This window comes from Priestia sp. YIM B13489, from assembly GCF_042787645.1.
Taxonomy (GTDB): Bacteria; Bacillota; Bacilli; order Bacillales; family Bacillaceae_H; genus Priestia; species Priestia megaterium.
Genome location: NZ_JBHZOQ010000053.1, coordinates 4,669,149 through 4,695,290, shown reverse-complemented (window position 1 = coordinate 4,695,290; position 26,142 = coordinate 4,669,149). Strand labels below are relative to the sequence as shown.

24 protein-coding genes are annotated in these 26,142 nt (G+C 38.7%); 14 read left to right on the top strand and 10 right to left on the bottom strand.

The window, feature by feature from the left end; translation table 11 throughout:
* Positions 1 to 58: 58 nt before the first annotated feature.
* A complete protein-coding gene (locus tag ACFX4W_RS29915; RefSeq protein ID WP_013055360.1) occupies positions 59 to 406 on the top strand; it encodes a DUF1516 family protein in 348 nt (115 codons plus the stop codon).
* Between the two features lie 41 nt (positions 407 to 447).
* Here the strand turns inward: ACFX4W_RS29915 and ACFX4W_RS29910 are convergent, their stop codons facing one another.
* Positions 448 to 1,008: a DUF2777 domain-containing protein gene (locus tag ACFX4W_RS29910; RefSeq protein WP_016763009.1), complete on the bottom strand. Its 561-nt coding sequence runs from the start codon at positions 1,006 to 1,008 to the stop codon at positions 448 to 450.
* A 171-nt stretch (positions 1,009 to 1,179) separates the two neighbouring features.
* On the opposite strand from ACFX4W_RS29910, the gene asnB reads away from it, so the two are divergent.
* The 10 genes from asnB (at position 1,180) to ACFX4W_RS29860 (ending at position 16,628) form a co-directional block, all read left to right on the top strand.
* The gene (gene asnB, locus ACFX4W_RS29905; RefSeq protein WP_025749930.1) at positions 1,180 to 3,027 is read left to right on the top strand and encodes an asparagine synthase (glutamine-hydrolyzing); all 1,848 of its coding nucleotides are present in this window, start codon (positions 1,180 to 1,182) and stop codon (positions 3,025 to 3,027) included.
* Positions 3,028 to 3,343: 316 nt separating this feature from the next.
* Positions 3,344 to 4,876 carry a phytoene desaturase family protein gene (locus ACFX4W_RS29900; protein WP_043980535.1) on the top strand — a complete coding sequence of 511 codons (1,533 nt, stop codon included), beginning with the start codon at positions 3,344 to 3,346 and terminating at the stop codon, positions 4,874 to 4,876.
* On the top strand, positions 4,873 to 6,330 hold the full coding sequence (locus ACFX4W_RS29895) for a phytoene desaturase family protein (protein WP_043980533.1): 1,458 nt from the start codon (positions 4,873 to 4,875) through the stop codon (positions 6,328 to 6,330). Before ACFX4W_RS29900 ends, ACFX4W_RS29895 begins: the two co-directional genes overlap by 4 nt.
* A gap of 58 nt (positions 6,331 to 6,388) precedes the next feature.
* Positions 6,389 to 7,237, top strand: coding sequence for a phytoene/squalene synthase family protein (locus ACFX4W_RS29890; RefSeq protein WP_043980531.1), 849 nt, complete (start codon positions 6,389 to 6,391; stop codon positions 7,235 to 7,237).
* Positions 7,238 to 7,664: 427 nt separating this feature from the next.
* Positions 7,665 to 9,179, top strand: coding sequence for an alpha-amylase family glycosyl hydrolase (locus ACFX4W_RS29885; protein WP_165575573.1), 1,515 nt, complete (start codon positions 7,665 to 7,667; stop codon positions 9,177 to 9,179).
* Between the two features lie 66 nt (positions 9,180 to 9,245).
* Positions 9,246 to 10,280 carry a LacI family DNA-binding transcriptional regulator gene (locus ACFX4W_RS29880; protein WP_043980528.1) on the top strand — a complete coding sequence of 345 codons (1,035 nt, stop codon included), beginning with the start codon at positions 9,246 to 9,248 and terminating at the stop codon, positions 10,278 to 10,280.
* 346 nt (positions 10,281 to 10,626) lie between these two features.
* Positions 10,627 to 12,174, top strand: a complete 1,548-nt coding sequence (gene pruA, locus ACFX4W_RS29875) for an L-glutamate gamma-semialdehyde dehydrogenase (RefSeq protein ID WP_014461625.1) — start codon at positions 10,627 to 10,629, stop codon at positions 12,172 to 12,174.
* Between the two features lie 23 nt (positions 12,175 to 12,197).
* Positions 12,198 to 13,403, top strand: a complete 1,206-nt coding sequence (locus ACFX4W_RS29870) for an ornithine--oxo-acid transaminase (RefSeq protein WP_043980526.1) — start codon at positions 12,198 to 12,200, stop codon at positions 13,401 to 13,403.
* A 103-nt stretch (positions 13,404 to 13,506) separates the two neighbouring features.
* Positions 13,507 to 15,186, top strand: coding sequence for a M20/M25/M40 family metallo-hydrolase (locus ACFX4W_RS29865; protein ID WP_043980525.1), 1,680 nt, complete (start codon positions 13,507 to 13,509; stop codon positions 15,184 to 15,186).
* Between the two features lie 23 nt (positions 15,187 to 15,209).
* Positions 15,210 to 16,628 carry an amino acid permease gene (locus tag ACFX4W_RS29860; RefSeq protein WP_043980524.1) on the top strand — a complete coding sequence of 473 codons (1,419 nt, stop codon included), beginning with the start codon at positions 15,210 to 15,212 and terminating at the stop codon, positions 16,626 to 16,628.
* 27 nt (positions 16,629 to 16,655) lie between these two features.
* Here ACFX4W_RS29860 and ACFX4W_RS29855 read toward each other — a convergent pair whose 3' ends face one another.
* The 3 genes from ACFX4W_RS29855 to ACFX4W_RS29845 form a co-directional block, all read right to left on the bottom strand.
* Positions 16,656 to 18,068: a sigma-54 interaction domain-containing protein gene (locus ACFX4W_RS29855; protein WP_028407442.1), complete on the bottom strand. Its 1,413-nt coding sequence runs from the start codon at positions 18,066 to 18,068 to the stop codon at positions 16,656 to 16,658.
* A 104-nt stretch (positions 18,069 to 18,172) separates the two neighbouring features.
* Positions 18,173 to 19,036 carry an SDR family oxidoreductase gene (locus tag ACFX4W_RS29850; protein ID WP_016763019.1) on the bottom strand — a complete coding sequence of 288 codons (864 nt, stop codon included), beginning with the start codon at positions 19,034 to 19,036 and terminating at the stop codon, positions 18,173 to 18,175.
* 140 nt (positions 19,037 to 19,176) lie between these two features.
* The gene (locus tag ACFX4W_RS29845) at positions 19,177 to 19,668 is read right to left on the bottom strand and encodes a YajQ family cyclic di-GMP-binding protein (protein WP_013055376.1); all 492 of its coding nucleotides are present in this window, start codon (positions 19,666 to 19,668) and stop codon (positions 19,177 to 19,179) included.
* A 255-nt stretch (positions 19,669 to 19,923) separates the two neighbouring features.
* On the opposite strand from ACFX4W_RS29845, the gene ACFX4W_RS29840 reads away from it, so the two are divergent.
* On the top strand, positions 19,924 to 20,787 hold the full coding sequence (locus ACFX4W_RS29840) for a CvfB family protein (RefSeq protein ID WP_013055377.1): 864 nt from the start codon (positions 19,924 to 19,926) through the stop codon (positions 20,785 to 20,787).
* A gap of 34 nt (positions 20,788 to 20,821) precedes the next feature.
* Here the strand turns inward: ACFX4W_RS29840 and ACFX4W_RS29835 are convergent, their stop codons facing one another.
* Together ACFX4W_RS29835 and ACFX4W_RS29830 are read right to left on the bottom strand one after the other, a co-directional pair.
* Positions 20,822 to 20,953, bottom strand: a complete 132-nt coding sequence (locus tag ACFX4W_RS29835) for a DUF3941 domain-containing protein (RefSeq protein ID WP_013055378.1) — start codon at positions 20,951 to 20,953, stop codon at positions 20,822 to 20,824.
* A 52-nt stretch (positions 20,954 to 21,005) separates the two neighbouring features.
* Positions 21,006 to 21,866: a DegV family protein gene (locus tag ACFX4W_RS29830; protein WP_043980523.1), complete on the bottom strand. Its 861-nt coding sequence runs from the start codon at positions 21,864 to 21,866 to the stop codon at positions 21,006 to 21,008.
* Between the two features lie 256 nt (positions 21,867 to 22,122).
* On the opposite strand from ACFX4W_RS29830, the gene ACFX4W_RS29825 reads away from it, so the two are divergent.
* On the top strand, positions 22,123 to 22,962 hold the full coding sequence (locus ACFX4W_RS29825) for a YitT family protein (protein WP_025749916.1): 840 nt from the start codon (positions 22,123 to 22,125) through the stop codon (positions 22,960 to 22,962).
* A 37-nt stretch (positions 22,963 to 22,999) separates the two neighbouring features.
* On the opposite strand, the gene ACFX4W_RS29820 is transcribed toward ACFX4W_RS29825, so the two are convergent.
* From ACFX4W_RS29820 to ACFX4W_RS29810, 3 genes are all read right to left on the bottom strand, one after another.
* Complete coding sequence (locus tag ACFX4W_RS29820; protein ID WP_043980522.1) at positions 23,000 to 23,761, bottom strand: DUF3813 family protein; 762 nt, start codon at positions 23,759 to 23,761, stop codon at positions 23,000 to 23,002.
* Between the two features lie 3 nt (positions 23,762 to 23,764).
* Positions 23,765 to 23,914 carry a hypothetical protein gene (locus tag ACFX4W_RS29815; protein ID WP_013081728.1) on the bottom strand — a complete coding sequence of 50 codons (150 nt, stop codon included), beginning with the start codon at positions 23,912 to 23,914 and terminating at the stop codon, positions 23,765 to 23,767.
* Positions 23,915 to 24,035: 121 nt separating this feature from the next.
* A complete protein-coding gene (locus ACFX4W_RS29810) occupies positions 24,036 to 24,848 on the bottom strand; it encodes a Cof-type HAD-IIB family hydrolase (protein WP_043980521.1) in 813 nt (270 codons plus the stop codon).
* 235 nt (positions 24,849 to 25,083) lie between these two features.
* Here ACFX4W_RS29810 and ACFX4W_RS29805 point away from each other — a divergent pair, with 235 nt between their 5' ends.
* The gene (locus ACFX4W_RS29805; protein WP_013055384.1) at positions 25,084 to 25,392 is read left to right on the top strand and encodes a metal-sulfur cluster assembly factor; all 309 of its coding nucleotides are present in this window, start codon (positions 25,084 to 25,086) and stop codon (positions 25,390 to 25,392) included.
* A gap of 30 nt (positions 25,393 to 25,422) precedes the next feature.
* Here the strand turns inward: ACFX4W_RS29805 and ACFX4W_RS29800 are convergent, their stop codons facing one another.
* Entirely contained in the window at positions 25,423 to 26,121 is a 699-nt protein-coding gene (locus ACFX4W_RS29800) for a Crp/Fnr family transcriptional regulator (protein ID WP_043980520.1), read from the bottom strand.
* Positions 26,122 to 26,142: the final 21 nt, after the last annotated feature.

Genomic DNA, 26,142 nt, shown 5'->3' with positions numbered 1-26,142 from the left:
ATTATTGGTGAAGGAAAGGTTTTCATGATATGATATTTTCAGAAAGGACGTGAGATGAATGGCTCCACTACATATTCATGTAACGCTTTGGACATTATTAATTATCTCGTTTGTGGTTTCGTTGATTTTACATCGAGCAGGTAAAGCTAAAGGTCAAAAAATTCTACATATGGTGGCGAGACTCCTATACTTATTAGTATTAGTATCAGGTCTGCATATGTTAGCAGCTTGGTACCATTTTCAAGGCGCAGCGCTCATTAAAGGAATTGCCGGAGTGTTAGTGCTTGTGGGAATGGAAATGGTACTTGTTCGTACTGAAAAAAGAAAGCGTACAGGCGTTGCTTGGGCAGTTCTTGTAATTGCGCTTATCTTAGTATTCTATTACGGATATGTCGTACTAGGATAAGAAAAAAGCTATCTTGGATAAGATAGCTTTTTTCTTTTGCTTTAATCTAAAAAAAGATTCATTGAACGTTCTCCATCATTAACGGTATATTCAAATCGATCTAGGTGATGCGTGCCTCGTTCGAATAAGTGCTGAACGGCACAAATTTTCTCCTCATTGTCATAAATGATAAAATTAGCACCTTTTGTATCACCGTCTGTCGGTAAAAAACATAATGTGTTGTGACAGTAAATACAATCATAAAGAGAGAATTTTAATGAATTTAAGTGCTGAGTGAATGATAAAAAGGTCTCTTTCGGTAGCGATTGAAGAAGCTGTTCGTATGCATAAGGTAGCTTTTTAGTCAGTCTTAGCTTATCCCCATTTCGCAATAAATACGTTCCATCGTGAAGCTTTATTTGACGGTCATCAACCATAATGGCTTTTTCCCAGCGTGTATCAATAAGAAGTTCTAATGTATCATCCATTACTTCATGGAGCATGGAAGCTTCGTCACTTTCATCTTCAAAGAAAATCCACTGTGAATCAACACATTCAACCGTACCAATCACGAAGGAACGCGGCTGATTGTTCAGAGCTTGTTGTTTAGAATAATGAGTCATAATCAAACCTCCGTGTGAAATTTATCCATATTTTTTTATTGCCTAAAAAAGCTCTCTTTATAACTCGAAAGTGAAAATAAAATATAAGGACAATTCAACTGTAACTATTGCGTGCATACAATGGCATTATTTCATTCATAAACAAGAGCGTGAAAGAAAGGATGATAAACGATGTGTGGTATAACGGGTTGGGTCGACTTAAAGCGATCGCTTTTAAATGAAACAGCAACAATAACAAAAATGGCTGACACTTTATCGAAAAGAGGTCCTGATGACACCAACGTATGGACACAGCAGCATGTTGCTTTTGGGCACAAACGCTTAGTTGTAGTAGATCCTCAAGGCGGAAGACAGCCCATGACAAGAGAAAAAAATGAACAGCTCTATACGCTTTGCTATAATGGAGAGCTTTACAACACGGAAGATATTCGGAAAGAATTACTAAAAAGAGGTTATCAATTTCAGGGACATTCAGATACGGAAGTACTTCTAACATCTTATATAGAATGGAAAGAATCATGCGTAGATCATTTTAACGGTATCTTTGCTTTTTCAATCTGGGATGAAGCCAATGAAAAGTTATTTATAGCACGCGACAGAATGGGAGTGAAGCCCTTATTCTATCGATCTTATGAAGGTGGAATTCAATTTGCATCGGAATTAAAAGCGATATTAGCTCATCCTGAGGTGAAAGCGGAAGTAGGATTAGATGGATTAGCAGAAGTGTTTGGCTTAGGACCTTCTCGTTCTCCCGGCCACGGCGTATTTAAAGAAATAAATGAATTGCGCCCGGCTCACGCGCTCACGCTTACTCGTAACGGGTTGAAAATTTGGCGATACTGGAACGTGAAAAGTGAGCAGCATACAGATGATTTAGGTGAAACTACAGAAAAAGTTAAATTTTTAGTGCAAGACGCGATTGTAAGACAGCTAGTGTCGGATGTCCCGGTTTGTACATTTTTATCAGGTGGAGTAGATTCAAGCGCCATTACAGCAATTGCTGCAAATGCGTTCAAAGAAAGCGGCAAGGGCTCTCTTCATACGTATTCTATCGATTATGAAGACAATGATAAATTTTTTAAAGCAAATGAGTTTCAGCCAAATTCTGATGGAACTTATATCAAGCTCATGTCGGATACGTTTCAAACAAATCATCACCGCTGCATTATTTCAACGGAGGACCTTGTGCAGCATTTAACAGAGGCTGTAGAGGTGAGAGACCTTCCTGGAATGGCTGATGTAGATTCATCGCTGCTTTGGTTTTGCCGTGAAATCAAACAAGATTTTGTCGTGAGCTTATCAGGAGAATGTGCGGATGAAATTTTTGGAGGATATCCGTGGTTTCACCGAAAACATGATTTGTCTTCGGATACCTTCCCGTGGATGCGTTCATTAGATGCTCGAATTGATTTGCTGCAAAGTTCATGGAGAAAGAAATTACAGTTAGAAGATTATGTGCGTGCAAGATATGAAGAAACATTAAAGGAAGTGCCTGAATTAGAGGGTGAATCGTTAGAAGATGCGCAGCGGAGAAAGCTGTTTTATTTAAATCAGATTTGGTTTATGACAACTTTATTAGATCGTAAAGATCGTATGAGCATGGGCGCGAGCTTAGAAGTACGGGTACCTTTTGCAGATCATCGCCTTGTGGAATATGCATGGAATATTCCGTGGGAGATGAAAATGACGGGCAATAAAGAGAAGGGGATTTTACGAAAAGCGCTTGAAGGAATTTTGCCTCATGACGTTCTTTATCGCAAGAAAAGCCCTTATCCTAAAACGCATAACCCAGCTTATACAAAAGCTGTAACTGTATGGCTTCAATCTCTTTTACAAGATAAACAGTCACCTCTTCATGAATTTTTTGATAAGCAACAGTTAAAGCATATTATTGATACAGGCGGAGAAGGATTTAAAGCACCGTGGTTTGGTCAATTAATGACAGGACCTCAGCTGCTAGCTCATCTAGCTCAAATTCACGTCTGGTTTACTCACAATAATATTCAAATTGTGGAATGACAGGACCCTCTCAGTACAGAGGGTTTTTTTTATGAAATAAAGTCATCTGTTTCTCTTTTTTGTACGTTTAACTAGAGAAGAAGACCGCAGTCTATTTTTGTATAACTTTACATAGATATAAAATAAAAGCTTGAAAGCACCGAATAAAGGGAAAGTGTACTGAAACCCTGGAAAAATGGTACAAACGTCATATTTTAATGGTTTAGTTATTGGTAATTTTATGATTCGAATAAAGACAAGCAGTTTATCGTTGTGTTTAATAATAAAGCTTTGTATAATGTTTGTATAACTATTGTATAGGATTAGGAGTGTATGTATGCAAAAAAACGTAATCGTGATTGGAGCAGGTCCAGGAGGACTAGCGGCAGCGATGCTGTTAGCAAGTCATGGCTATAAAGTAGATGTATATGAAAAGCAAGGATACGTGGGCGGGCGAAATTCAGCGATTAAAATGTCGGGTTATACGTTTGATATGGGTCCTACATTTTTGAGCATGCCACAGATTTTTGAAGAATTATTTCAAGCTGCTAATCGCAATGCGCATGATTATATGGACTTAAAACGTCTAAATCTCATGTATGAGCTTATTTTCGATGATGCGCAGATTCAGATGACGGATAACCATAAAAAGATGAAAGAAGAAATCGAACGTTTATACCCAGGAAACGGAGAAGGTTATGAGCGCTTTATGAAAGACACCGAAGCAAAGATGGCGGCTTTGCTGCCTTTATTGCAGGGCGAGATGGATCGTTTTCATCACTATTTAAAGCCTGAAGCAATTCGAGCACTGCCGCACTTATCCTTAGGTAAAACGCTCTATGATGTACTTGGCAAGTATTTCACTGATGAGAAATTGAAATTAGCTTTTACTTTTCAGTCGAAGTACTTGGGAATGTCCCCTTGGGAATGTCCAGGAGCCTTTTCTATTTTATCGTTTATGGAACATGCTTACGGTATCTTCCATCCAATAGGAGGAGTAAACCAACTATCTCAAGCAATGGCAAAAGTAGTGGAAGAACATCAAGGGCACATCCATTTAAACCAAGGTGTCCAAAAACTATGGGTTGAAAATAAGAGAGTAAAAGGAATTATTCTAGAAAATGGAGAGCGAATAGGTGCAGACGACGTCATTATCAATGGAGATTTTGCTCATGCGATGACGAATTTAATAGATGAAGGTACCCTTAAAAAATATGCAGTTAAAAAACTTGAAAAGAAAAAATACTCTTGTTCTACTTTCATGATTTATCTAGGCATAGACAAACAGTACAAAGATCTGCCTCATCACACGATTGTGTTCGCTGAAGATTATAAAAAAAATGTAGAAGAGATCACAAAAACGCTAGCTCTTTCAGAAGACCCTTCTATCTACATTCAAAACCCTGTGGTAACGGACCCAACTTTAGCGCCAGAAGGAAAGTCTGCTCTTTATATTTTAGCGCCGGTTCCAAATAATTTCAGCGGCGTAAACTGGGATGAAAAACAAAAAGATTTCCGGGATGCAGTATTAAGAATTGTAGAAAAGAAAACGGGCTTCAAAGATTTAGAGAGTCATATTGAAGTTGAAAAAATCATTTCACCAAAGCAGTGGGAAGAAGACGTGCTGGTCTATAAAGGAGCGACATTTAATCTTGGACATCAGCTCACTCAAATGATGGTGCTGCGTCCGCATAATAAATTTGAAGAATTAGAAAACTGCTGGCTAGTTGGAGGAGGAACTCATCCAGGAAGCGGTCTACCAACTATTCTGGAATCATCTCGCATTACGACAAAGCTCATCTTAAAAAGAGACGGACAATTACTGAATGAGCCGTTTAAAACCATGAAGGAAATGGAGAGTGCATTATGAGAACCGCAATTGTTGGAGGCGGCATAGGCGGTTTGATTACCGCTTTGTTATTAAGCAAACGAGGATTTTCTGTTGATATTTTCGAAAAAGAAAACAAGCTGGGCGGCCGGTTGGCGTTTGTAGAAAAAGATGGTTATAAAATTGATGAAGGTCCCACGATTGTCTTACTGCCTTTAATGCTTGAACGTATTTTAGATGAAGCAGGCATTTCTGCTTCTCAATATGAACTAATACGCTGTGATCCACTTTATGATATTCATTTTCCAGACGGTACGACCTATACAAAAAAAGCGACTGAAAAAGATCAGTTAGAGGAAATTAGCCGTTTGTTTCCAGGCGAAGAGCAAAACTACCGGCGTTTTATGACTGAATTAAAAAAGCGATTTGAATTAGGAAGTAAGGCATTTTTGGAAAAAGCATTTGTAAATAAACGAGATTTTTGGACATGGCAAAACATCAAGGCATTAAAAAAAATGAATGCAAATAAATCAATGAGAAAATTTGTTTCAACGTATTTCCATGATGAACGTCTAGTAGATGCCTATTCCCTGCAATCTCTCTATATTGGAGGAAATCCTTATTCGGCGCCAGCTATTTATTCCCTTGTTCCTTACAGTGAGCATGCTCATGGCATCTATTACGTAAAAGGCGGATACGCAAGTCTTGTGCCACTTCTTGAAAAGGCGCTGATAGAGCAAGGTGTAAACATTCATTTGAATAAGGCGGTTCAAGAGCTTTCTATATCAGGAGACAAAACGGAAGGGGTTATTGTTGACGAAAAACTTTATCCATTTGATCAAGTTGTTTTAAATGGCGACTTTCCTAATATGGCGAAAATTGCTCAAAAAAAAGAAAAGAAGTATGTGCCTTCGTCCAGCTGTCTGCTGCTTTATCTTGGTTTGAAGAGAAAATATGATCATCACAATGTGCATCAATACTTTATGGGCAATGATTTAGCTAAACATATGGAAGCAGTGTTTAAGCATAAAACGATTCCTGAAGATCCCGCTATTTATACATTTAATCCCTCTGTTATTGATCCATCGTTAGCCCCTGAAGGGAAAAGTGTGCTATATGCACTTATACCGGTTCCATCAGGCGGCCACATTGATTGGAGCAATCAGCAAGATTTTGTTGATGGAATCATTCGAACTTTAGAAGAAAAAGGGTTTGAAGAGCTTCGTAAAGAACTAGAATGGGTAAAAGTACGCACGCCAAATGATGCTCAAGCATTTGGACTTTACGAAGGAGGAAGCTTTGGTATTGCTCCTGAGCTGTTTCAATCAGGCGTATTCAGACCCCAGTACCAGCCGTACGAATATAAAAATGTTTTTGCAGTCGGAGCATCTATTCATCCAGGCGGAGGCGTGCCAATTGTTATGCAAGGAGCAAAAATGTTAGCTGATCATCTTATTGAACAATCATCTGTTCAAACGGTTGCAAAGCTTTCTTAAGATCTTGTAAGCCATAAGGAAATGATGGTTTATCCTTTAATAGAGAAAGGGGTCCTATATGATGAACATTTCGTTAGACAAAGCGTACAATCAGTGTGAAGAAATTATTAAAGAAAACTCAAAAACGTTTTACAAAGCTTTTTCCATGCTGCCGTCAAAACAAAGAAAGGCAGTATGGGCAGTATATGCATTTTGCCGTCAAGTCGATGATATTGTAGATGAAGGATGCAACCCTGAAATAGAGCTGCAGCAATTCGAATCAGAATTTGCTCGATTTAAAAATGGAGAACTATTAAACGAAAGCGCCATGTGGGTAGCTCTGCGCAATGTATTTGAACAATATGAGATGAGTGTTCAAGCGTTTGATGATATGATTACCGGCCAGAGAATGGATTTAGTAAAAAAAGAATACGATACGCTTGATGAAGTGAAAACATATTCTTATCATGTAGCGAGTACGGTAGGGTTAATGCTTTTACCGATTTTAGCTCCAACTACTCATAAAGAATTAGAAGAAGAAGCAGTTGCATTAGGCATTGCGATGCAGCTGACCAACATTTTAAGAGACGTTGGGGAAGACTTAGAGCGAGGGCGCATTTATTTACCGAAAGACCTTATGAGTTCTTACGGATATACGCGCATGCTATTAGAGAACCGGTGGGTCACTTCTGAATTTATAGAGATGTGGGAGCACCTGGCTAAAGAAGCGGAGATGTATTATATAAAAGGACTTCAGTCGATTCATAAATATCCGGTCGCTTCTCGTTTGCCTCTCACAGGAGCGGCGCATTTATACCGAGCGATTCTTGATAAAATTCGAAAAGAAAATTATGACGTATTTACAGAAAAGCACTTTGTCACAAGTCAAGTGAAAAAGAAAATTATGACATCTATTTCTACGGGGTAACGCAAAGGAATTACTTTTCCTTTGCGTTACTTTTTTTTGAAAAGATATGAAAGCGTTAACTATTATGTAAATAAGAAAAAAGTCTCAGCCAAGAAGAAATTGCTGGTTTAGATTTTGCTGAACACGGTTCATCCGCATACGAATTTCGTGAAAGTTTCGTAGCGACAGCAGATGGTAACCTTCATCCTGAATTTGGTGTTGGATTGATTGATCGATTAAATAAAGTTGGTAAAGTATCGGATAAACCTCATATCTCGAACGTAAATGAGACGGTATAGCAGCATATAGATGGAAAAAAGTGATTAAAAGTAAAAACTTTTAATCACTTTTTTTGTTTTTATCAACTTATTTAACAATAATGTAAGCGTTAACGTTATAATGGAAACAAAAGTGAGTTTGAAACAGTTCGTCTATAGGAGGGGAATAGATGAAATGGAAAAGGACAAGTATGCTGCTTATACTACTATTGCTTTTTGGAAGCAGTGCCTCAGCGCAAGATCATAAAGATATACGTGATGAGGTAATATACTCATTGATGATCAACCGTTTTTATAACGGAAGTGAACAGAATGATCGAAATGTTAACTATGAACGTTCAGATGCCTATTATGGAGGCGATTTACAGGGAATAGCACAAAAGTTAGACTATATTCAAGAGATGGGATTTACCGCTGTTTTATTAACTCCTTTTATGGAAAATGATGAGACAGGCTATCATGGATATGCGGTGACCAACCATTATAAAATAGACGATCATTTTGGAACGTTAAAAGACTTACAAAATCTTGTGAAGAAAGCACATGAGCGCAATATAAAAATTATGGTCGAATTTCCTTTGACAATCAGTAACAATCATCCCTGGGTAGCAGATAAAGAAAAACAAACATGGATAAGTAATAAATCCGGTACAGATAACGAAGTAATTAAAGCATTGCCTCACCTTAATTTAAACGAAAGCGCTGTGCAGAAATACCTTATTAAAAATGCTGCTTGGTGGGGCAAACAAGCAGATATTGACGGATATTACGTTAAAGATATCGATCAAGCCCCTTCTGCATTTATTTCATCCTTTTCTAAGACGCTAAAAAGCATGGATCCTTCTTTTCTATTAATAGGAGAAATAAACGGGGAACCATTTAAAAAAAATGAGCAGGCTGATTCGTTAGGAGTAGATTTGCTTGTAGATAGAACGCTAGCCGAAGCCACTGCTGCTACGTTTAGCGGTACTAATCGTCCGCAGAAAATGTTGTATGACAAGTGGGGAAAAGGAAGTAATCAGCCTTTAGCCAATTTTTTAGATGATGTTCATAGCACGCGTTTTACAGCACAAGCATTAAAGAGTGAAAATCATCCTGGAGCCCGAACAAAGCAAGGGCTTTCGTATCTTTATACTTCGCCGAGTGTACCAATCGTTTTTTATGGAACGGAAATTGCGCTGAATGGGGGAAAAGGAGCAGAAAATTATGGCATGATGAATTTTTTAGCTAATCCCGATATTATAGATCATTTAAAAAAACTGGCTGAACTTAGAGCAAAGTCGCCTTCTCTTCGAAAAGGAAGCTTTACCCTTGTGTCTGAGCAACAAGGTGTGGCTGTATACAAGAGAAGGTATAAGGACGAAACGACGTTTGTTGTGATTAATAATACAAAGGAAACGTCGGCCATTAATGTCCCGCTTAAAAAAGTTGGAAAAGAAAATGAACTAAGAGGGTTAATAACGGAAGGAATTATACGACCCGTTGACGATGTATACAACATTTCATTGGAGCCTGAGACCACAAATGTATATAAAGTAGTGAAAAAGTCAGGGGTTAATATTGGATATATCGCAGCGGTTGCTGCTGTTTATACGGGATTTGGCATTTTTTTGTACAAAGCATCTTCAAAAAGAAGAAAAGAAAAGAAAATTTCTCAATCTCGTAAAAAGGACAGCGCGTCGTAGTTGTCAAATTATATTGGATAAGTATTATAAGTATTAATGAAGAAAACATAATTAAGAGGTGGAATTATGGGTGTAACAATAAAAGATGTGGCAAATTTAGCAAATGTAGCCCCTTCGACGGTATCTCGCGTCATTGCAGACAGCTCAAGAATTAGTGAAAAAACAAAACAGCGCGTGCGATCGGCTATGAAAGAACTTGGTTATCACCCAAATATTATTGCGCGAAGTCTAGCAAATCAAACGACAGAGGCAGTCGGCCTAGTGATGCCGAGCTCAGCAGACAAGGTGTTTCAAAATCCGTTCTTTCCCGAAGTGCTAAGAGGAATCAGCACCGGAGCTCACGAAAACAAAAGAGCGATTTATATGTCCACTGGAGAAACAGAAGAAGAGATTTTTGCAGAAGTTGTTCAAATGGTACAGGGAAGACGAGTGGATGGATTAATTTTGCTGTACTCCAAAGTTGATGATCAAGTACTTTCTTATTTGCAAGAACAGAGCGTGCCGTTTGTAGTTATTGGAAAGCCGTTTAAACATAGTGAAAGCATCACGTTTGTTGATAATGATAATTTTAAAGCTGGAAAAGAAGCGACGGAATATTTAATTGAATCTGGACATGAGCGTATTGCTTTTATTGGCGGAAGTCTTGAATTAGTCGTTACCATTGACCGTTTAACAGGCTATGATAAAGCGATTCAAAAAGCAAACATTCCTTACCGGGACGAGTATGTAATTCATGAAGAATTTCTACAAAAGGGAGGAAAAGAAGCTGTTTGCGAACTTTTATCTCTAAAAGAACGTCCAACAGCTCTGGTAGTAGCAGACGATCTAATGGCATTAGGCGTTTTAAATACATTGGATGAAATGGGGATTTCGGTTCCTGAAGACATTTCGATTGTCAGTTTTAATAATGTTCTGATCGCCGAAATGGCTAGACCTGCTCTCACATCTATTGATATTAATATTTTTGAACTTGGTTATCAGGCTGTACGCTGCTTGATTAAGCAGATTGAAACGCCATATGCTGTTGCAGAACAAGTGCGCGTTCCCCACAAAATGATTGAAAGACAATCCTGTAAAACCATTCAAATGACGAAGAGATAACTTTATATACAAAGAGAAAAGAGGCTGGGACAAAAGTATTGTAGTTGAAGGAAGATCCGAACGAGTTTGATTCTTGATGGAGAATCAAACTTGTTCGGATTTTTTCGTTTTTAGATTGGATTGATTTTGGTATGTCTCAATATATTTTCTGTGCCAAAGATATTGGCGTTTAAAGTGCAAAAAAAATATACACGTGCCAATTATTTTTTTCTTTATCAAAAAGAAAGAATGATATAAGTGGTGAAAACCTTGATGACAAATAGGCTGTAAAGTTTTATTAAAAGTTGGCACGCTATTTGCATAACTATAAAGTAAACAAAGATTTGCATACTAGGAGGTATATATCATGGTAGTTTCTTATTCTCATGAACCATTTACAAATTTTAAGGACGAAAACAATAAAAAGGCATTTCAAGAAGCATTAACATATGTAAATACACAGCTTGGCAAAACGTACCCGCTTGTGATCGACGGTGAAAAAGTGGAAACTGAAGAAAAAATTACGTCTGTTAACCCAGCGAATATAAAAGAAGTGATTGGATATGTCTCTACAGTAAATAAAGACTTAGCAGAACAAGCGATGCAGTCAGCTTTAAAAGCTTTTGAAACGTGGAAAAAATGGAAAGTAGAACATCGCGCGGATATTCTTTTCCGTGCAGCGGCCATCATCCGTCGCAGAAAGCATGAATTTTCTAGTTATCTTGTAAAAGAAGCAGGAAAGCCTTGGAACGAAGCAGATGCTGATACAGCAGAAGCAATTGATTTTTTAGAGTACTATGCACGTCAAGTCCTGACGTTAAAAGATGGTTCTCCAGTACAGAGTCGAGACGGTGAGTATAATCAGTACAATTATATTCCACTTGGCGTAGGTATTATTATTTCACCCTTTAACTTCCCGTTAGCTATCATGGCTGGAACAGCAGTAGCAGCTATCGTAACAGGCAACACGATTTTATTAAAGCCAGCTGATGCCACTCCTGTAGTAGCAGCGAAATTTGTAGAAGTAATGGAAGAAGCAGGTTTACCGAAAGGCGTATTAAACTTTATTCCTGGTGCTACACCTGAAATCGGTGACTACTTAGTTGAACATCCAAAAACACGTTTTGTTTCATTTACCGGCTCGCGCGCAGTAGGTTGCCGCATTTACGAAAGAGCAGCAAAAGTACAGCCGGGCCAAAAATGGCTAAAACGCGTTATTGCTGAAATGGGCGGAAAAGATACGGTGGTTGTAGACAAAGATGCGGATCTTGATTTAGCTGCTTCTTCAATTGTATACTCTGCATTTGGTTTTGCAGGGCAAAAGTGCTCCGCTGGTTCTCGTGCTGTTGTGCATCAAGATGTGTATGATGAAGTGCTTGAAAAAGCAGTTGCGCTAACAAAAACATTAACCGTTGGAAACCCGGAAGAAGTTTCAACTTATATGGGACCTGTTATTCATGAGGCGTCGTATAACAAAGTATTATCGTATATTGAAATTGGAAAAGAAGAAGGACGGCTTGTTGCGGGAGGAGAAGCAGACAATTCAACTGGATACTTTATTCAGCCAACTATTTTTGCGGATGTAGATGAAAAAGCTCGTCTCATGCAAGAAGAAATTTTTGGTCCGGTAGTAGCATTCTCTAAAGCGCGAGATTTTGATCATATGATGGAGATTGCAAACAATACAGAATATGCATTAACAGGCGCTTTATTATCAAACAACCGCGAGCATATTGAGCGCGCTCGTGAAGAGTTCCATGTTGGAAATCTGTATTTTAACAGAGGATGTACAGGAGCGATTGTGGGTTACCAGCCTTTTGGCGGATTTAATATGTCAGGAACGGATTCAAAAGCAGGCGGACCGGATTATCTTGTTCTTCACATGCAAGCAAAAACAACATCTGAAACATTCTAATTAGAAAATAAGGAGGAGTAAATATGACAACTGAAACACAAAAAACGGTGAAAATCATTGAGCAAACAGAAAAATTTGGGGCACACAACTATCATCCGCTGCCGATTGTAATTGAAAAGGCAGAAGGCGTATGGGTACACGATCCAGAAAATAATAAATATATGGATATGCTAAGTGCTTATTCCGCTGTTAACCAAGGACATCGTCATCCAAAAATTATTGAAGCATTAAAACGTCAAGCTGATAAAGTAACGTTAACGTCACGAGCTTTTCATAATGATCAGCTTGGTCCATGGTATGAAAAGATTTGTAAATTAACAAATAAAAATATGGCTCTTCCAATGAATACGGGAGCAGAAGCGGTGGAAACAGCCATTAAAGCTGCACGCCGCTGGGCTTACGATGTGAAAGGCGTTGCTGAAAATCAAGCACAAATCATCGCATGTGTGGGCAACTTCCACGGTCGTACAATGACAGCTGTTTCCTTATCGTCTGAAGCAGAATATCAACGTGGTTTTGGACCGATGCTTCCAGGGCTTCAAACCATTACTTATGGTGATTTAGAAGCGTTAAAAGCTGCTATTACACCAAATACAGCCGCATTTTTAATTGAGCCAATTCAAGGTGAAGCAGGTATCGTTTTACCTCCAGAAGGCTTCTTAAAAGCTGCAGCTGATTTATGTAAAGAACATAATGTGCTATTTATTGCTGATGAAATACAAGTTGGCTTAGCGCGTACAGGCAAAATGTTTGCTTGTGATTGGGAAGGCGTAGAACCAGATATGCTGATTTTAGGTAAAGCGCTTGGAGGAGGAGTTTTCCCTATTTCTTGCGTAGTCGCTAATGAAGACATTTTAAGTGTCTTTAACCCTGGCTCTCATGGTTCAACATTTGGAGGAAACCCGCTTGCTTGCGCCGTATCATTAGCTGCTTTGGAAGTAATTGAAGATGAAGAACTTCCAGCGCGTTCATTAGAATTAGGTTCTTATTTCAAGCAGAAGCTCCAAAGCTTAAGCAATCCAGTTATTAAAGAAGTGCGCGGCCGAGGTCTATTCATTGGGGTAGAATTACACGAAGAAGCTCGTCCTTATTGTGAAAAATTAAAAGACCAAGGTTTGCTTTGTAAAGAAACGCACAGTACGGTTATTCGTTTTGCTCCGCCGCTAACGATTTCAAAAGAAGAGTTAGACTGGGCAATTGAACGAATTGAAAAAGTATTTGCTGAGTAATCGGTTTAAAATAAATAAAAATAGTACGATATGTATATATCGTACTATTTTTATTCATATGCAGCTAAATAACGTTTTTATTTGATAGGCAGGAGGAATAGAAGTGTATATCCAACTCTCACAGCTAAGCATGGAAGAGCAAGTTGAATGTTTAACAAAAGCGTTAGTGAAAATCAAAAGTATCAATGGGACAAGCGGCGAAGTAAAGATTGCTGATTTCATTAAAAACACGCTTCAAAGTTTTCCTTATTTCAAAGAAAATCCCCTCCACGTTTGGGAACAGAAAATTAATGGCGATACGCTAGGTAGAAAAAATGTATTTGCTTTTATTCAAGGCAGCAAAAAAAATGCTCAAACAATGATTTATCACGCTCACTTAGATACGGTTGGCATTGAAGATTTTGGTCCATTAAAAGACATAGCATTAGATCCAGAAGAACTTCAGCGCTATTTCTCTACGCATAACATTAATGAAGATGTACAGCGAGATGCTCGCTCAGGTGAATGGATGTTTGGAAGAGGAGCCGTTGATATGCAAAGTGGAATTGCTGTACATTTAGCCAATGTGCTGCATTTTACTAAGCATCTAAATAAACTAGAAGGAAACGTCCTTTTTATGGTCAACCCAGATGAGGAAAGTCAGCATGCTGGAATTATTTCTGCCGTTTCTGAACTGAACCGTTTGAAAAAAGAAAAAAATCTTTCATATGTAGCAGCGATTAATACCGACTTTATTACACCTCTTTACGATGGAGATTCCACGCGCTATATTTATACAGGAGCCGCTGGGAAACTGCTTCCATGTTTTTATATTTACGGAAGGGAGGTACACGTAGGAGATACGCTTGCTGGTATAGATCCTAATTTGATTGCATCTGAGATTACAGGAAGCATCCATAACAATATTAATCTAGCTGAAAATATTGAAGGAGAGCTGGTACTGCCACCTTCCTGTCTGTATCAACGAGATAATAAAGAGGCTTATAATGTGCAAACTGCTGTAAGCAGTCATTTGTATTTTAACTATTTCATCTATGAACGAACGGCAAAAGAAGTGATGAGTCAATTAATTGGATTATCAATCGAAGCATGTGAAAAAGTGGAGAAAAAACTTTCTGATTATTACGAACTTTTTGTTTGGAGAACGAATTTACCAAAGCGAAACTTGTCTTGGAAAGTGGATGTTGTGAGTTTGGAAGATTACCTGGAAGAATTGGATCAAAAAGGGATAAATGCTCAGGCTTGTATTGAACGAGCTTTCGAACAGTATGGGCATTTAGAACTTAGAACAAGGTGCTTTAAAGTAATTGAAGAACTTCAAAAGTTAGATCCGCATCAAAGTCCGCGCGTAATTGTCTTTTTTGCACCGCCTTACTTGCCTCATAATCACTTGAAGAAAGACGAAAGCAGAGATCAGCAGCTTCTTTATCCCTTGCAAGCAGCTGTGGAGAAGGTTGGAAAACAGACGGGAGAGACGTTTCAGTTTAAAAAATTTTTTCCCTACCTAGCGGATGGCAGCTTTTTATCTCTTCATGAGACAGATGAGGAAATCGATGCTTTTACACGTAACTTTCCGGGGTGGGGGATTGCAGGGGCGATTCCTTTCCGTGAAATTCGAGAGTTAAATATTCCGTCCATCAATATAGGAGTATATGGGAAAGACGGACATAAGTGGACAGAGCGAGTGTATAAGCCTTATTCGTTCGGAGTTCTTCCTAAGTTGATTCAAGAAACAACTGTTCAGATGCTAAAAAGTAGGCATGCTTGTACAAACCACATATAAGAAAATGAAGAACGGAGGTACCGATGAATAGACATACAGAACAAAACCAATTACAGAGAACAATGAAAAGCAGACATTTATTTATGATTGCGTTAGGAGGCGTGATTGGAACAGGCCTATTTTTAGGTTCGGGTTTTACTATTAGCCAGGCAGGGCCGGGAGGAGCCATTCTTGCATATGTAATAGGCGGCTTCCTCATGTACTTAGTTATGCTTTGTTTAGGAGAGCTAGCGGTAGCAATGCCGGTTTCAGGTTCCTTTCAAGAATACGCTACAAGGTTTTTAGGGCCTTCTACAGGCTTTATGATTGGATGGCTGTACTGGTTCAGCTGGGCAAATACGACGGGGCTTGAATTTACGTCAGCAGGAATTTTAATGCAGAGGTGGTTTCCTGATGTACCTATATGGTCATGGTGCTTGATTTTTGGCGTCATTACATTTTTAATTAACGCTCTTTCTGCTCGAAGCTATGCTGAAACTGAGTTTTGGTTTTCGAGTATTAAAGTTACGGCTATTATTCTATTTATTTTAATTGGAGGAGCTGCTGTTTTTGGTTTTATCGATTTCAAGGGAGGAGAACCCGCACCGTTTCTTTCACATTTCACCCAAGGCGCAGGTCTTTTTCCAAATGGAATACTGGCAGTTTTATTGACTTTAGTAACGGTTAACTTTTCGTTTCAAGGAACGGAGCTTGTCGGCATTGCAGCAGGAGAAAGTGAAAGTCCTGAGAAAACGTTGCCGAGATCTATTCGAAACGTCATTTGGAGAACGCTGTTTTTCTTTGTGTTAGCTATGTTTGTTTTAGTCTCTATTCTGCCATACAAAACAGCAGGCGTCATTGAAAGTCCGTTTGTTGCCGTATTAGATCAAATTGGCATTCCATACGCAGCGGATATCATGAACTTTGTCATTTTAACAGCCGTTCTATCAGTGGCGAACTCCGGCGTTTATGCTGCTTCTCGTATGCTTTGGTCACTGTCAAACAGCAATATGGGGCCAAAACCTTTGAAGAAATTATCTTCAAAAGGTGTTCCAATTAACGCATTAATTGTGACAATGATTATTTCAGGGTGCTCGTTGATTACAAGCGTCGTGGCTGCTGAAACCGTATATCTTTGGTTTATTTCGATTTCAGGAATGGTGACCATTATTGTTTGGATGTCCATTTGTGCCTCTCAATTTATGTTCCGCCGTCGTTTTTTAGCGGAAGGAGGAGACATAAAGGAATTGAAATTTAAAACGCCGCTTTATCCGTTCGTTCCTATTCTAGGTTTTTGTTTGTATGGACTTGTATTAATCAGCTTAATTTTTATTCCGGATCAACGAATTGGTCTTTACTGTGGTGTCCCTTTAATCATTGTGCTCTACGTGTATTATCACGTAGGAATCAAGAAAAATATTGATCAAAAACAATCGGATTCACCGGTTTATAAAGCAAAATAAAAAAGAAGTGCACTGTGCACTTCTTTTTTATTTAGAGCGGATGTTTAATCGTTTCATACGATACTGCAAGCTTTGTCTAGTCAGCCCTAGTATCTTAGCACTTTTTGAGATGTTGTGGCTGTGTTGTTCAAGCGTTTGTTTAATACATTCTGCTTCGAACGCTAACAGCTGTTCCTTTAAAGGAAGAGAAGGGTGAAAAGCGCTTGGATAAGAAGGTGCGTCACTGCTTGCTTTATTTTCAAAATGTTCATGCTGCTTTAGCTGGAACTTCGTTCTGTATTGGAAAGGAAGGTGAGAATAGTGAATAACATCTTCGTCCATTACTAAGTTCATTGCACCTTCAATAATGTGTTCTAATTCCCGTACGTTCCCTGGCCAGTCATAAGAGAGAAAAGAAGACATGACTTGGTGATCTACGGTTTTTACATTCATCTGAAATAAATCATTGTATTTTTTGATGAAAAACTTTGTTAATTCAATAATATCTTCTTTTCGTTCACGAAGAGGAGGAATAAAAAGCGTCACGACGCCAAGTCGATAATATAAGTCTTTGCGTAATCGGTTTTCTGCAATTGCATCGATTGGATCTTCATTCATGTTCGCGATCACTCGAACGTTAACCGGTTTGTCCACTGTATCCCCAATTCTTCGTACGGTTTTTTCCTGCAGCACTCGAAGAAGCTTAGCCTGAAGATTTGGGTTTAACGAGTTGATTTCATCTAGCAGTAATGTGCCTCCTTGCGCTTGTTCGAAAAGGCCAGGATTATCCATTGCACCTGTAAAAGCTCCGCGCTTCGTACCGAACAAAAGACTTTCAATTAAATTATCCGGTAGCGCAGCACAGTTTTGTGAAATAAAAGGAGCAGAAGAGCGGCTGCTGCCATTATGTATGCTTTGAGCAAACAGTTCTTTTCCCGTGCCTGTTTCTCCAATGATTAAGACATAAGAAGGAGTTCTAGTAGCGCGCTTGGCGTCTTCAATCACATCATGAACCGCTTGACTGTTTCCAATGATGCTATCAAACGTAAAGCGTGTGTTTCCTTTTTGCCTAATGTTTTGCCGGATTAGACGCTCTAGTTTCGTCACGTCCTGAGCAATTTCAACCGCTCCTTGAATGACCCCGTCTTTTAAAATAGGGAAGGTATTATTAATCGTCGTAATTTCTTGTCCTTGATTGTTGAAATACGTTTGCTTGACGTTAACCGTTTCTTTTCCTTTTTGCAGCGCCTGTACAAGCGTGCTTTGCTGATTTTCTTTGAACATAAACACATCTAACAAGTTTTTATGTAAAACGTCTTGTTCATCCATCAGCTCCATCTTTGTCATCTTTTCATTATAAATAATAGTTTTTCCTGTTTCATCGACCGCATGGATACCGGCATCGACTTTATTTAAAATGGTTTCGTATATATGTTTAAGAGTGCTTAATGTATCGGTCATTCAAATACTCTCCTTTAGCGGTGTTCATATCTCTATTTAAACAAAAATAGCTGAATTCTGATAGTGTTTCCACATAAAAATAAATGAATGACCGAAGAGAAATGTTATCCGTTTACAATAGATCCCCCATTAATGTGCAGAACTTGCCCGGACATATAAGAAGAATCAGAGCTTGCCAAGTATACATAGGCCGGTCCGAGCTCAGAAGGCTGTCCTGCCCGTTTCATAGGTGTATTAGACCCAAATGTCGCAACTTGCTGTTCGTCGAACGTAGACGGAATAAGAGGTGTCCAAATGGGTCCCGGAGCTACGCCGTTTACGCGAATGCCTTTTGTTGCGAGCGAAGCTGATAAAGAACGTGTAAAAGCAACGATAGCACCTTTGGTTGAAGAGTAATCAATCAGCTGATCATGCCCATGGTAAGCTGTCACAGACGTTGTATTAATAATAGCGCTTCCTTGTTTTAAATGAGGCAATGCAGCTTTGGTCAGATGAAAAATTGAAAAAATATTCGTTTGAAACGTACGAGTAAGCTGTTCAGTCGTAATATCCGTAATACTTTTTTGAGGATGCTGTTCAGCTGCATTATTGACTAAGATGTCTATTTTTCCGAAAGTCTGAATCGCCTTTGAGACGACTTCTTGACAAAAATGCTCATCTCCTATATCGCCAGCAAGCAATAAACAAGAAGCTTCCATTCGTTCAACTTGTTTTTTGGTTTCATTTGCATCATCGTGTTCATTAAGGTAGGTTATGACAACATTTGCGCCTTCTTTAGCGTAATGATAAGCGACAGAACGTCCGATACCGCTGTCTCCTCCGGTGATAACAGCTACTTTGTTCTGTAATTTTCCGCTTGCCTTATAGTCTGGAGCGATAGAGGTAGGGATTGGATGCATATCTTTCTCAATACCTGGCTGAGTTTGCTGATGCTGAGGAGGGAAGTTTTGTTTTTGATTTTGATTCATTGGTATACACTCCTTAATTAATATGAGTATGTAAGCGTATACTAGTATTTGTTAAGAAAGTGTATCTATGCATAGGAATAAGCCTGAACGAATAAAAAAAGGCTTTAAAAGAAAAAATGAATGCCGGAGCATCCATTTTTTTAGCGGTAATTAATAAATTGTACGTCAATAGGTAAATCAGCGCTGCGAATAGCTGAAATAATTTGCTGCAGGTCATCACGATTTTTACCGCTTACGCGAAGCTGATCATCTTGAATCTGGCTTTTTACTTTTAAACCGGTATTTTTAATAATTGTATTTAGCTTTTTAGCGTTGTCTTTGTCGATACCTTGAATTAGCTTGGCGCGTTGTCTAACCGTTCCTCCAGAGGCGTTCTCAATTTTTCCATATGAGATATTGCGTGTAGGTACGCCGCGTTTAATAAGCTTGGAGATCAGTACGTCTTTTAACTGTTCAAGCTTAAATTCATCATCAGAAATAAGAACAAGCTCTTCGTTTTCAAGCGAGATTTCGCTTTTACTACCTTTAAAATCGTAGCGGGTTTTAATTTCTTTTGTTGCCATGGTAATGCCGTTTGTTACTTCTGATAAATCGACTTGTGACACAATGTCAAATGAACTATCTTTAGCCATAATAACCTCCATATGTAAAGAGTTTGTTCTTTTATTATAAATAAAACACAAACTGTATACAACTGATATTGAATAGAGAGCCGGTAATTGATACAATACAAGTTATGCTTTTTGTTGTAAGCTATAGAAGCAGCTTTTTTAAACAATGCATGCATTTAAGTTGATTTGAAAGTTAAAATGCTGTTCGATGCAAAGTGAGAAGGTATGTGGTGACGGAATAGTCACTACTAATTTATATAAAGGATGGATAGAACGATGAATGTAGAAGCTGGGATGAAAGCGTATTTAACAGTAAACCGGGAAACGCCGATTGGTTATATGTTAGCAGAAGGTGAAGAAGAAATTTTGCTACATAAAAATGAAACAACAAGAGAACTTGCTGAAGGAGAAGAAGTAGAAGTTTTTCTATACCTTGATCAGCATGACCGTTTAACGGCAACGATGCACTTACCTCTTGTTGAAGAAGGTGTCTATGAGTGGGTCGAGGTCGTAGATGTTAATCCAGGTTTGGGCGTGTTTGTAAATATCGGCATGAACAAAGATATGTTAATTGGTTCAACAGACTTACCTGCCCTAGAAGATCTGTGGCCAGAAGTCGGAAACAAGGTTTACTGTACAATGAAGATTTCAAAGCGCGGTAAGATGTACGGAAAAATTGCTACAGACGATGTGATGAAAGCAATGGCATTAGATGCTCCGCCCGAACTTTTTAATCGTGAAGTGAGCGGATACATCTATCGCGTACTGCGCGTAGGTTCATTTATTATGACAGATGAAGGATATGTTGGATTTATTCATGAAAGCGAGAGACGCAAAGAACCAAAGCTTGGTACGTATGTAACAGGCCGCGTAATTAATGTAAAAGAAGACGGAACGCTAAACGTATCGCTTCTTCCGCGCAAGCAAGAAAGCATGGATGAAGATGCACAAGTACTATACGATTACATGGAAAGCCGCGGTGGCGTTATGCCATTTTGGGATAAAAGCTATCCGGAAGATATTCGCGAGCGCTTTAATATGAGTAAAGCTGCGTTCAAACGTGCGCTTGGTAAACTGATGAAAGAAGGAAAAGTTTATCAAGAAGAAGGATGGACATATTTTAAAAAAGAAGAAAACTAAAAGGAGAAGCCGCTGAAAATTCAGCGGCTTCTTTTTATAAGTGATCAGTTTTTTTAGAAAATGAATGTTTTCCAAGCTCACGGTTATGCTTAGCTTGCAGATTCTTTTCGTGAAGCTTTGCGTTATTATCTTTTGCTTTTTTATCGTTATCGCTCGTTTTTGGCATTGTGATACACCCCTTTTTGGTCGTATCTTTAGAATGCCCTGACCTCTTTAAATTATTCGATGGTTTCATTCAAAAAGAAGACTGCAATCGTCCCTGGGCCAGAGTGAGAACCTATGGCTGCACCAATAATATTAATAATAAAATGTTTGGTTCCAAAACGTTCTTGAATCATCTCTTTCAGCTGAAGAGCTGTTTCTAAATCATCTCCATGGCTAATTCCAATGGTTTGAGAAGAGAGGTTTTTTCCTCGCTCTTCCATGACATCAAGCATGCGCTTAAATACTTTTTTACGGCCGCGGATTTTTTCGATTGGAATCAATTTTCCATCTTCCACATGAAGCAGCGGCTTAATATTAAGCAGACCTCCTACAAAAGCAGAAGCTTTGCTCACGCGTCCTCCTTGAGCAAGAAAATCTAAGTCATTGACCGTAAAAATATGTTCCATATGCAGCGCGTATTGCTTTATTTTTTCTGTCATCTCTACTAGTGAGAGGTTCTGTTGTAGTAATTGTGCTGCATAATAAGTAACTACTCCCTGGCCAAGAGATGCACATTTCGTATCGATTATCTCTAATTGAAAATCGGGATACTTTTCTAGGAGTTCTTCTCGAATCATCATTGCTGTTTGATATGTACCGGATAATTCTGAAGAAAAAGCTAAATAAACGCACGAATCACCTGATTTAGCTATGTCTTCAAAGACTTCATACATAGTAGTTGGAGCCGCTTGAGATGTTTTTGGCATCTTGCCTTTACGGATGGCTTCGTAGACAGAAGCTGGCTCAATCGTTTGTAGATCTAAAAATTCTTGATTATCCAGGCTTACGCGAAGTGGTAAAAAGCCAACGTTATTTTCTTGAAAAAAGGATAAAGGCAAATCGCTTGCACTATCGGTTAAAAGTTTAATTGACATAAATGTCACCTTCCTAATTGCATTTATAAAATATTAAATGAATTTGATGTATAAACATTGAGAAGCGTTATATACGACATAGTATTAGTGTATAAGCACTTTGAGGAAAATACAATTTTTGAATAAGTTTTTTTAATTCTGCCAAATCGTACATACTATATGTACTAACTATTTTAAAGATGCTGACTTTATTCATTTTATAAATGGGTATAGGAGAGTAAAAAGTTTTAAAAAAGCGGAGGTCGGTCATTTGAATATGTGGCTTGAAACAAAAAAAGCGATAGTCGTCTTGGTAGGAGCATTATTGAATGCGCTTGCGCTCAACTTGTTTTTGATACCTGCTAATGTATATTCGAGCGGCTTTACAGGAGTAGCGCAGCTTGTTTCGAGTATCGTGACAGATTACACCCCTTTTACTATTTCCACTGGAGTGCTGCTGTTGTTGTTAAATATTCCTGTAACTATTTTAGGGTGGAAAAAAGTTGGGAAGTCATTTACTGTTTACAGCTTTATCAGCGTTGCTGCAACAACTTTGTTTCTTGGAATTATTCCTATTCAAGCACTTTCTAAAGACATCATCCTTAACGCAGTTTTTGGAGGCGTTATTTTAGCGGTAGGGGTAGGAATTACGTTGAAATTTGGAGCTTCAACTGGTGGGCTCGATATTATTGCCCTGATTTTATCTCGAGTAAAGGACCGACCAATTGGCACTTATATGTTCATATTAAACGCAATTATTATCGTGCTAGCAGGTCTTTTATATGGTGCTGAGAAGTCACTCTATACGCTTGTGACGCTTTATACAACTACTCGCGTCATTGATGTTATTCATACGCGTCATGTCAAACTCACAGCAATGATCGTAACGAAAAAAGGAGTGGAGCTAAGAAAGGCGATTCACGCCAAACTTGTGCGAGGGATTACGGCGGTACCGGCTAAAGGCGGCTTTACAAACGAAGATAAAGAAATGCTGATGATTGTTTTGACTAGATACGAATTATTTGACTTGGAGCGAGTGATTAAAGAGGTAGATCCTAAAGCATTTACCAATATCGTTCAGACAACGGGAATCTTTGGTTTGTTTCGTAAGGATTAAAAAAGGTCCAGGTATTCATTACCTGGACTCTTTTTTATTAATGTGTGCCTTTTAAGTCATTAGAAAGCTCTTGAAGCTGAGCTTGTTCTTCAGGAGAAGCATTTTGCTGCGCATGAGACAGCATATCAGCTGCAATGTTTTCATCAGAACCTGCAGACGTATGAGCCTGAGACGTTTGATGATTTTGACCAGCAGCTCCCAATGTATTCTGAAGCTGCTGAAGCTGAGCTTGTTCTTCAGGAGAAGCGCTTTGCTGTGCATGAGACAGCATATCAGCTGCTACGTTTTCACTAGACGTGTGAGCTTCACCATGAGCGTGAGACTGCCCGCCCTCTAAAGTGCTTTGAAGCTGTTCAAGCTGGCTCTTTTCTTCAGGAGAAGCATTTTGCTGTGCATGAGATAATATATCAGCTGCCACGCTTTCACTGGACGTGTGAGCTTTACCGTGAGCGTGAGATTGCCCGCCTTCTAAAGTGTTTTGAAGCTGTTCAAGCTGTGCCTTCTCTTCAGGAGAAGCATTCTGAACGATATGAGACAGCGTATCAGACGTAATGTCTGCGCTTTTCTCTTGTGAATGTGATTCTCCATCTGTATCATACGCTTGATGCAATGAGTTTTGGAATTGCTTCAGCTGCTCTTGCTCCTCAGGAGAAGCGTTAGAAGCAATACTATTTAATACGCCTTCTGAAATATCAAGCTCACCGTTGCCGTGCTTTTGACGGTGAAGCTGATCTTCTGAATGGCCGGATACTGCATTTCGAATCGCATCTTTTACTTGACCAAAAAGTGAATTTTTCATAAGTTATTGTCCTCCATGAGGAGTTTGGCGCTGCTGAGCTTGAAATGCTTCTGCCTCTGCCATAGTCATATGATAAGGAATTCGTTCATCATGTTTTTGAACTGCGTCTGCACCTTGTTTCACAAAACGTTTTGATCGATTGCCTCTGCCCATCATAAATTCCTCCTCGTAATATAAATAAAACCGACACCTTAAGAAGTGTCGGTTATAGTGTGTGCTAAATAAAAAAAATGATAGCGATAAAAATTTACCTTGCTTTTCAAAAAAAGCTAAGTTATAAATTTAACGTTTTTTCCAAATAATAAGCAATACCATCATTTTCATTCGATTTTGTTACTTCACGCGCTAGCTGTTTTAATTCGCTAATACCATTTTCCATGGCGATACCGTGTCCTGCAAATTTAATCATTTCAAAATCATTGTCTTCATCTCCAAACGCAATAATTCGTTCGCGTGGAATTTGATAATGATTAGCTACGCGCTCAAGACCTACAGCTTTATTAAGTCCTTTTTTTACAATTTCAACGACATGCCAAGGTGCTCCCCAGCGTCTATGTTCTAGTACTTCTGCATGAACATCTGAAAGGTGAGAGCGTATATCTTGTACATGTTCTTCATCTGCGTGAATTAAAATAGACGTTGGATCGTGCTGCAGCGTATGACGCAAATCACCCGTTTGTAATTTAGGATCCCCTAGGCTAAGTACATCCATTAATTTTCGATCTTCAAAATGAAGATACACATCATCTTGTACTTCTGCCATGATATTGTTGATGCGATAGTCTTGCATAGCTGTCACAATGTCATGGACAGTGCGGCGGTTTAAAGGTTCGTGATGCGTGCCGAAATCAGGCTGAAGGGGGTGATGGACAAGCGCTCCGTTAAAGTTTACGATAGGCGTGGATAAATCTAATTCGCTGTAATACATAGCACTGGAACGATAAGGTCTACCAGTTGCAATCATTACAATATGTCCTTCTTGTTTTACTTTTTCTAATACCCGTTTCGTTGTAGGTGAAATGGTTTTTTCATTCGTTAACAATGTTCCATCCAGATCTAAGGCGATTAAGTGTTGATCGTTTCTCATATAGGGCTCCTTTTAAATTGAAGTAGTTATACGATTATATTGAATTCTACTAATACTCATGCTTGTATTCCCATATTTTACACAACTTTTCCTTAGGAGCAAAGCAGAACGATTGACATGCAAAAGCTGTCTTGTTACGGTGTAAGACATAGTTATTGATTGCTTACGATAAATTGTTTAAGGGTATATTTAATACGTGAAGATAATTACGGAAGTAAAAGAAAGGAGAATGAATATGGATAAACAGTTAGAAGATAAAATCATGGAATCACTAGAAGAAGTAATTGATCCAGAGCTTGGCGTTGATATCGTAAATTTAGGCTTAGTGTACGGTGTAGAAATGGAAGAAAACAACACTGTTATCGTGACGATGACGTTAACTTCTATCGGCTGCCCGCTGGCTGGTGTGATTGGCGAACAAGTGAAAAAACAATTAATTTCGCTTGAAGAAGTAGAAAATGTAGAAGTGAATATCACATTTAATCCGCCATGGGATAAAGATCGCATGACGCGCTACGCTAAAATTGCATTAGGTGTTCAATAAGAAAAAAGCCATCAACGATGGCTTTTTTTCTTATTCAATTCTGCACAATTCCACAGGGCAGTCCTCACAGTCTATTTCTTTCTTTAAAAAAGAAAGCTTATGAATGATGATTTTTCCATCTGCCATTGAAATCACTTCGTTTTTTCGCAACTCAGCGAGCATGCGATTGACTACTTCTCGAGATGTCCCGCATAGATTGGCGATTTCTTGATTGGTTAACGTTACGTTTAATAAAATACCATTTGGCTTCATTACTCCAAAGCTATTAGACATGCGGATCAGAGTAGAATAAAGAGCACCTTTTTTTCCATTTAGAATTAAGTCTCTAAATTTTGTCTGCATTCGCTTAATTTGTAGTCCCATCCACTTCATGTACTCCATAGAAAGAGCAGGGTATTGTGCTAGTTCGTTTTCTAACAACCGTTTTTGAATACTGATTGCCGTACAAGGTTCAATAGCTTTTGCTTGAAGCATATGGGGAGTAGATCCGCAAAACAGCATGACTTCCCCGATTAAGTCTCCGGAACTCGCCAGCTGAAGCGTCAGCTCGCGTCCTTCCGGCGTCACTTTACCTACTTGCACGGCCCCTGACGTAATAAAAAATAAATGAGTTGAAGGTGAACCTTCTTGAAAGAGAAAGTCACCTTTTTTAAACGAAAGTTTATGATCAAAGTTCATAAAAAATTGCTGCAGCTCATTTGAAAAAGAATCCGTTGTGATGTTCATCATGTTATCACCTTTTAATTAAAA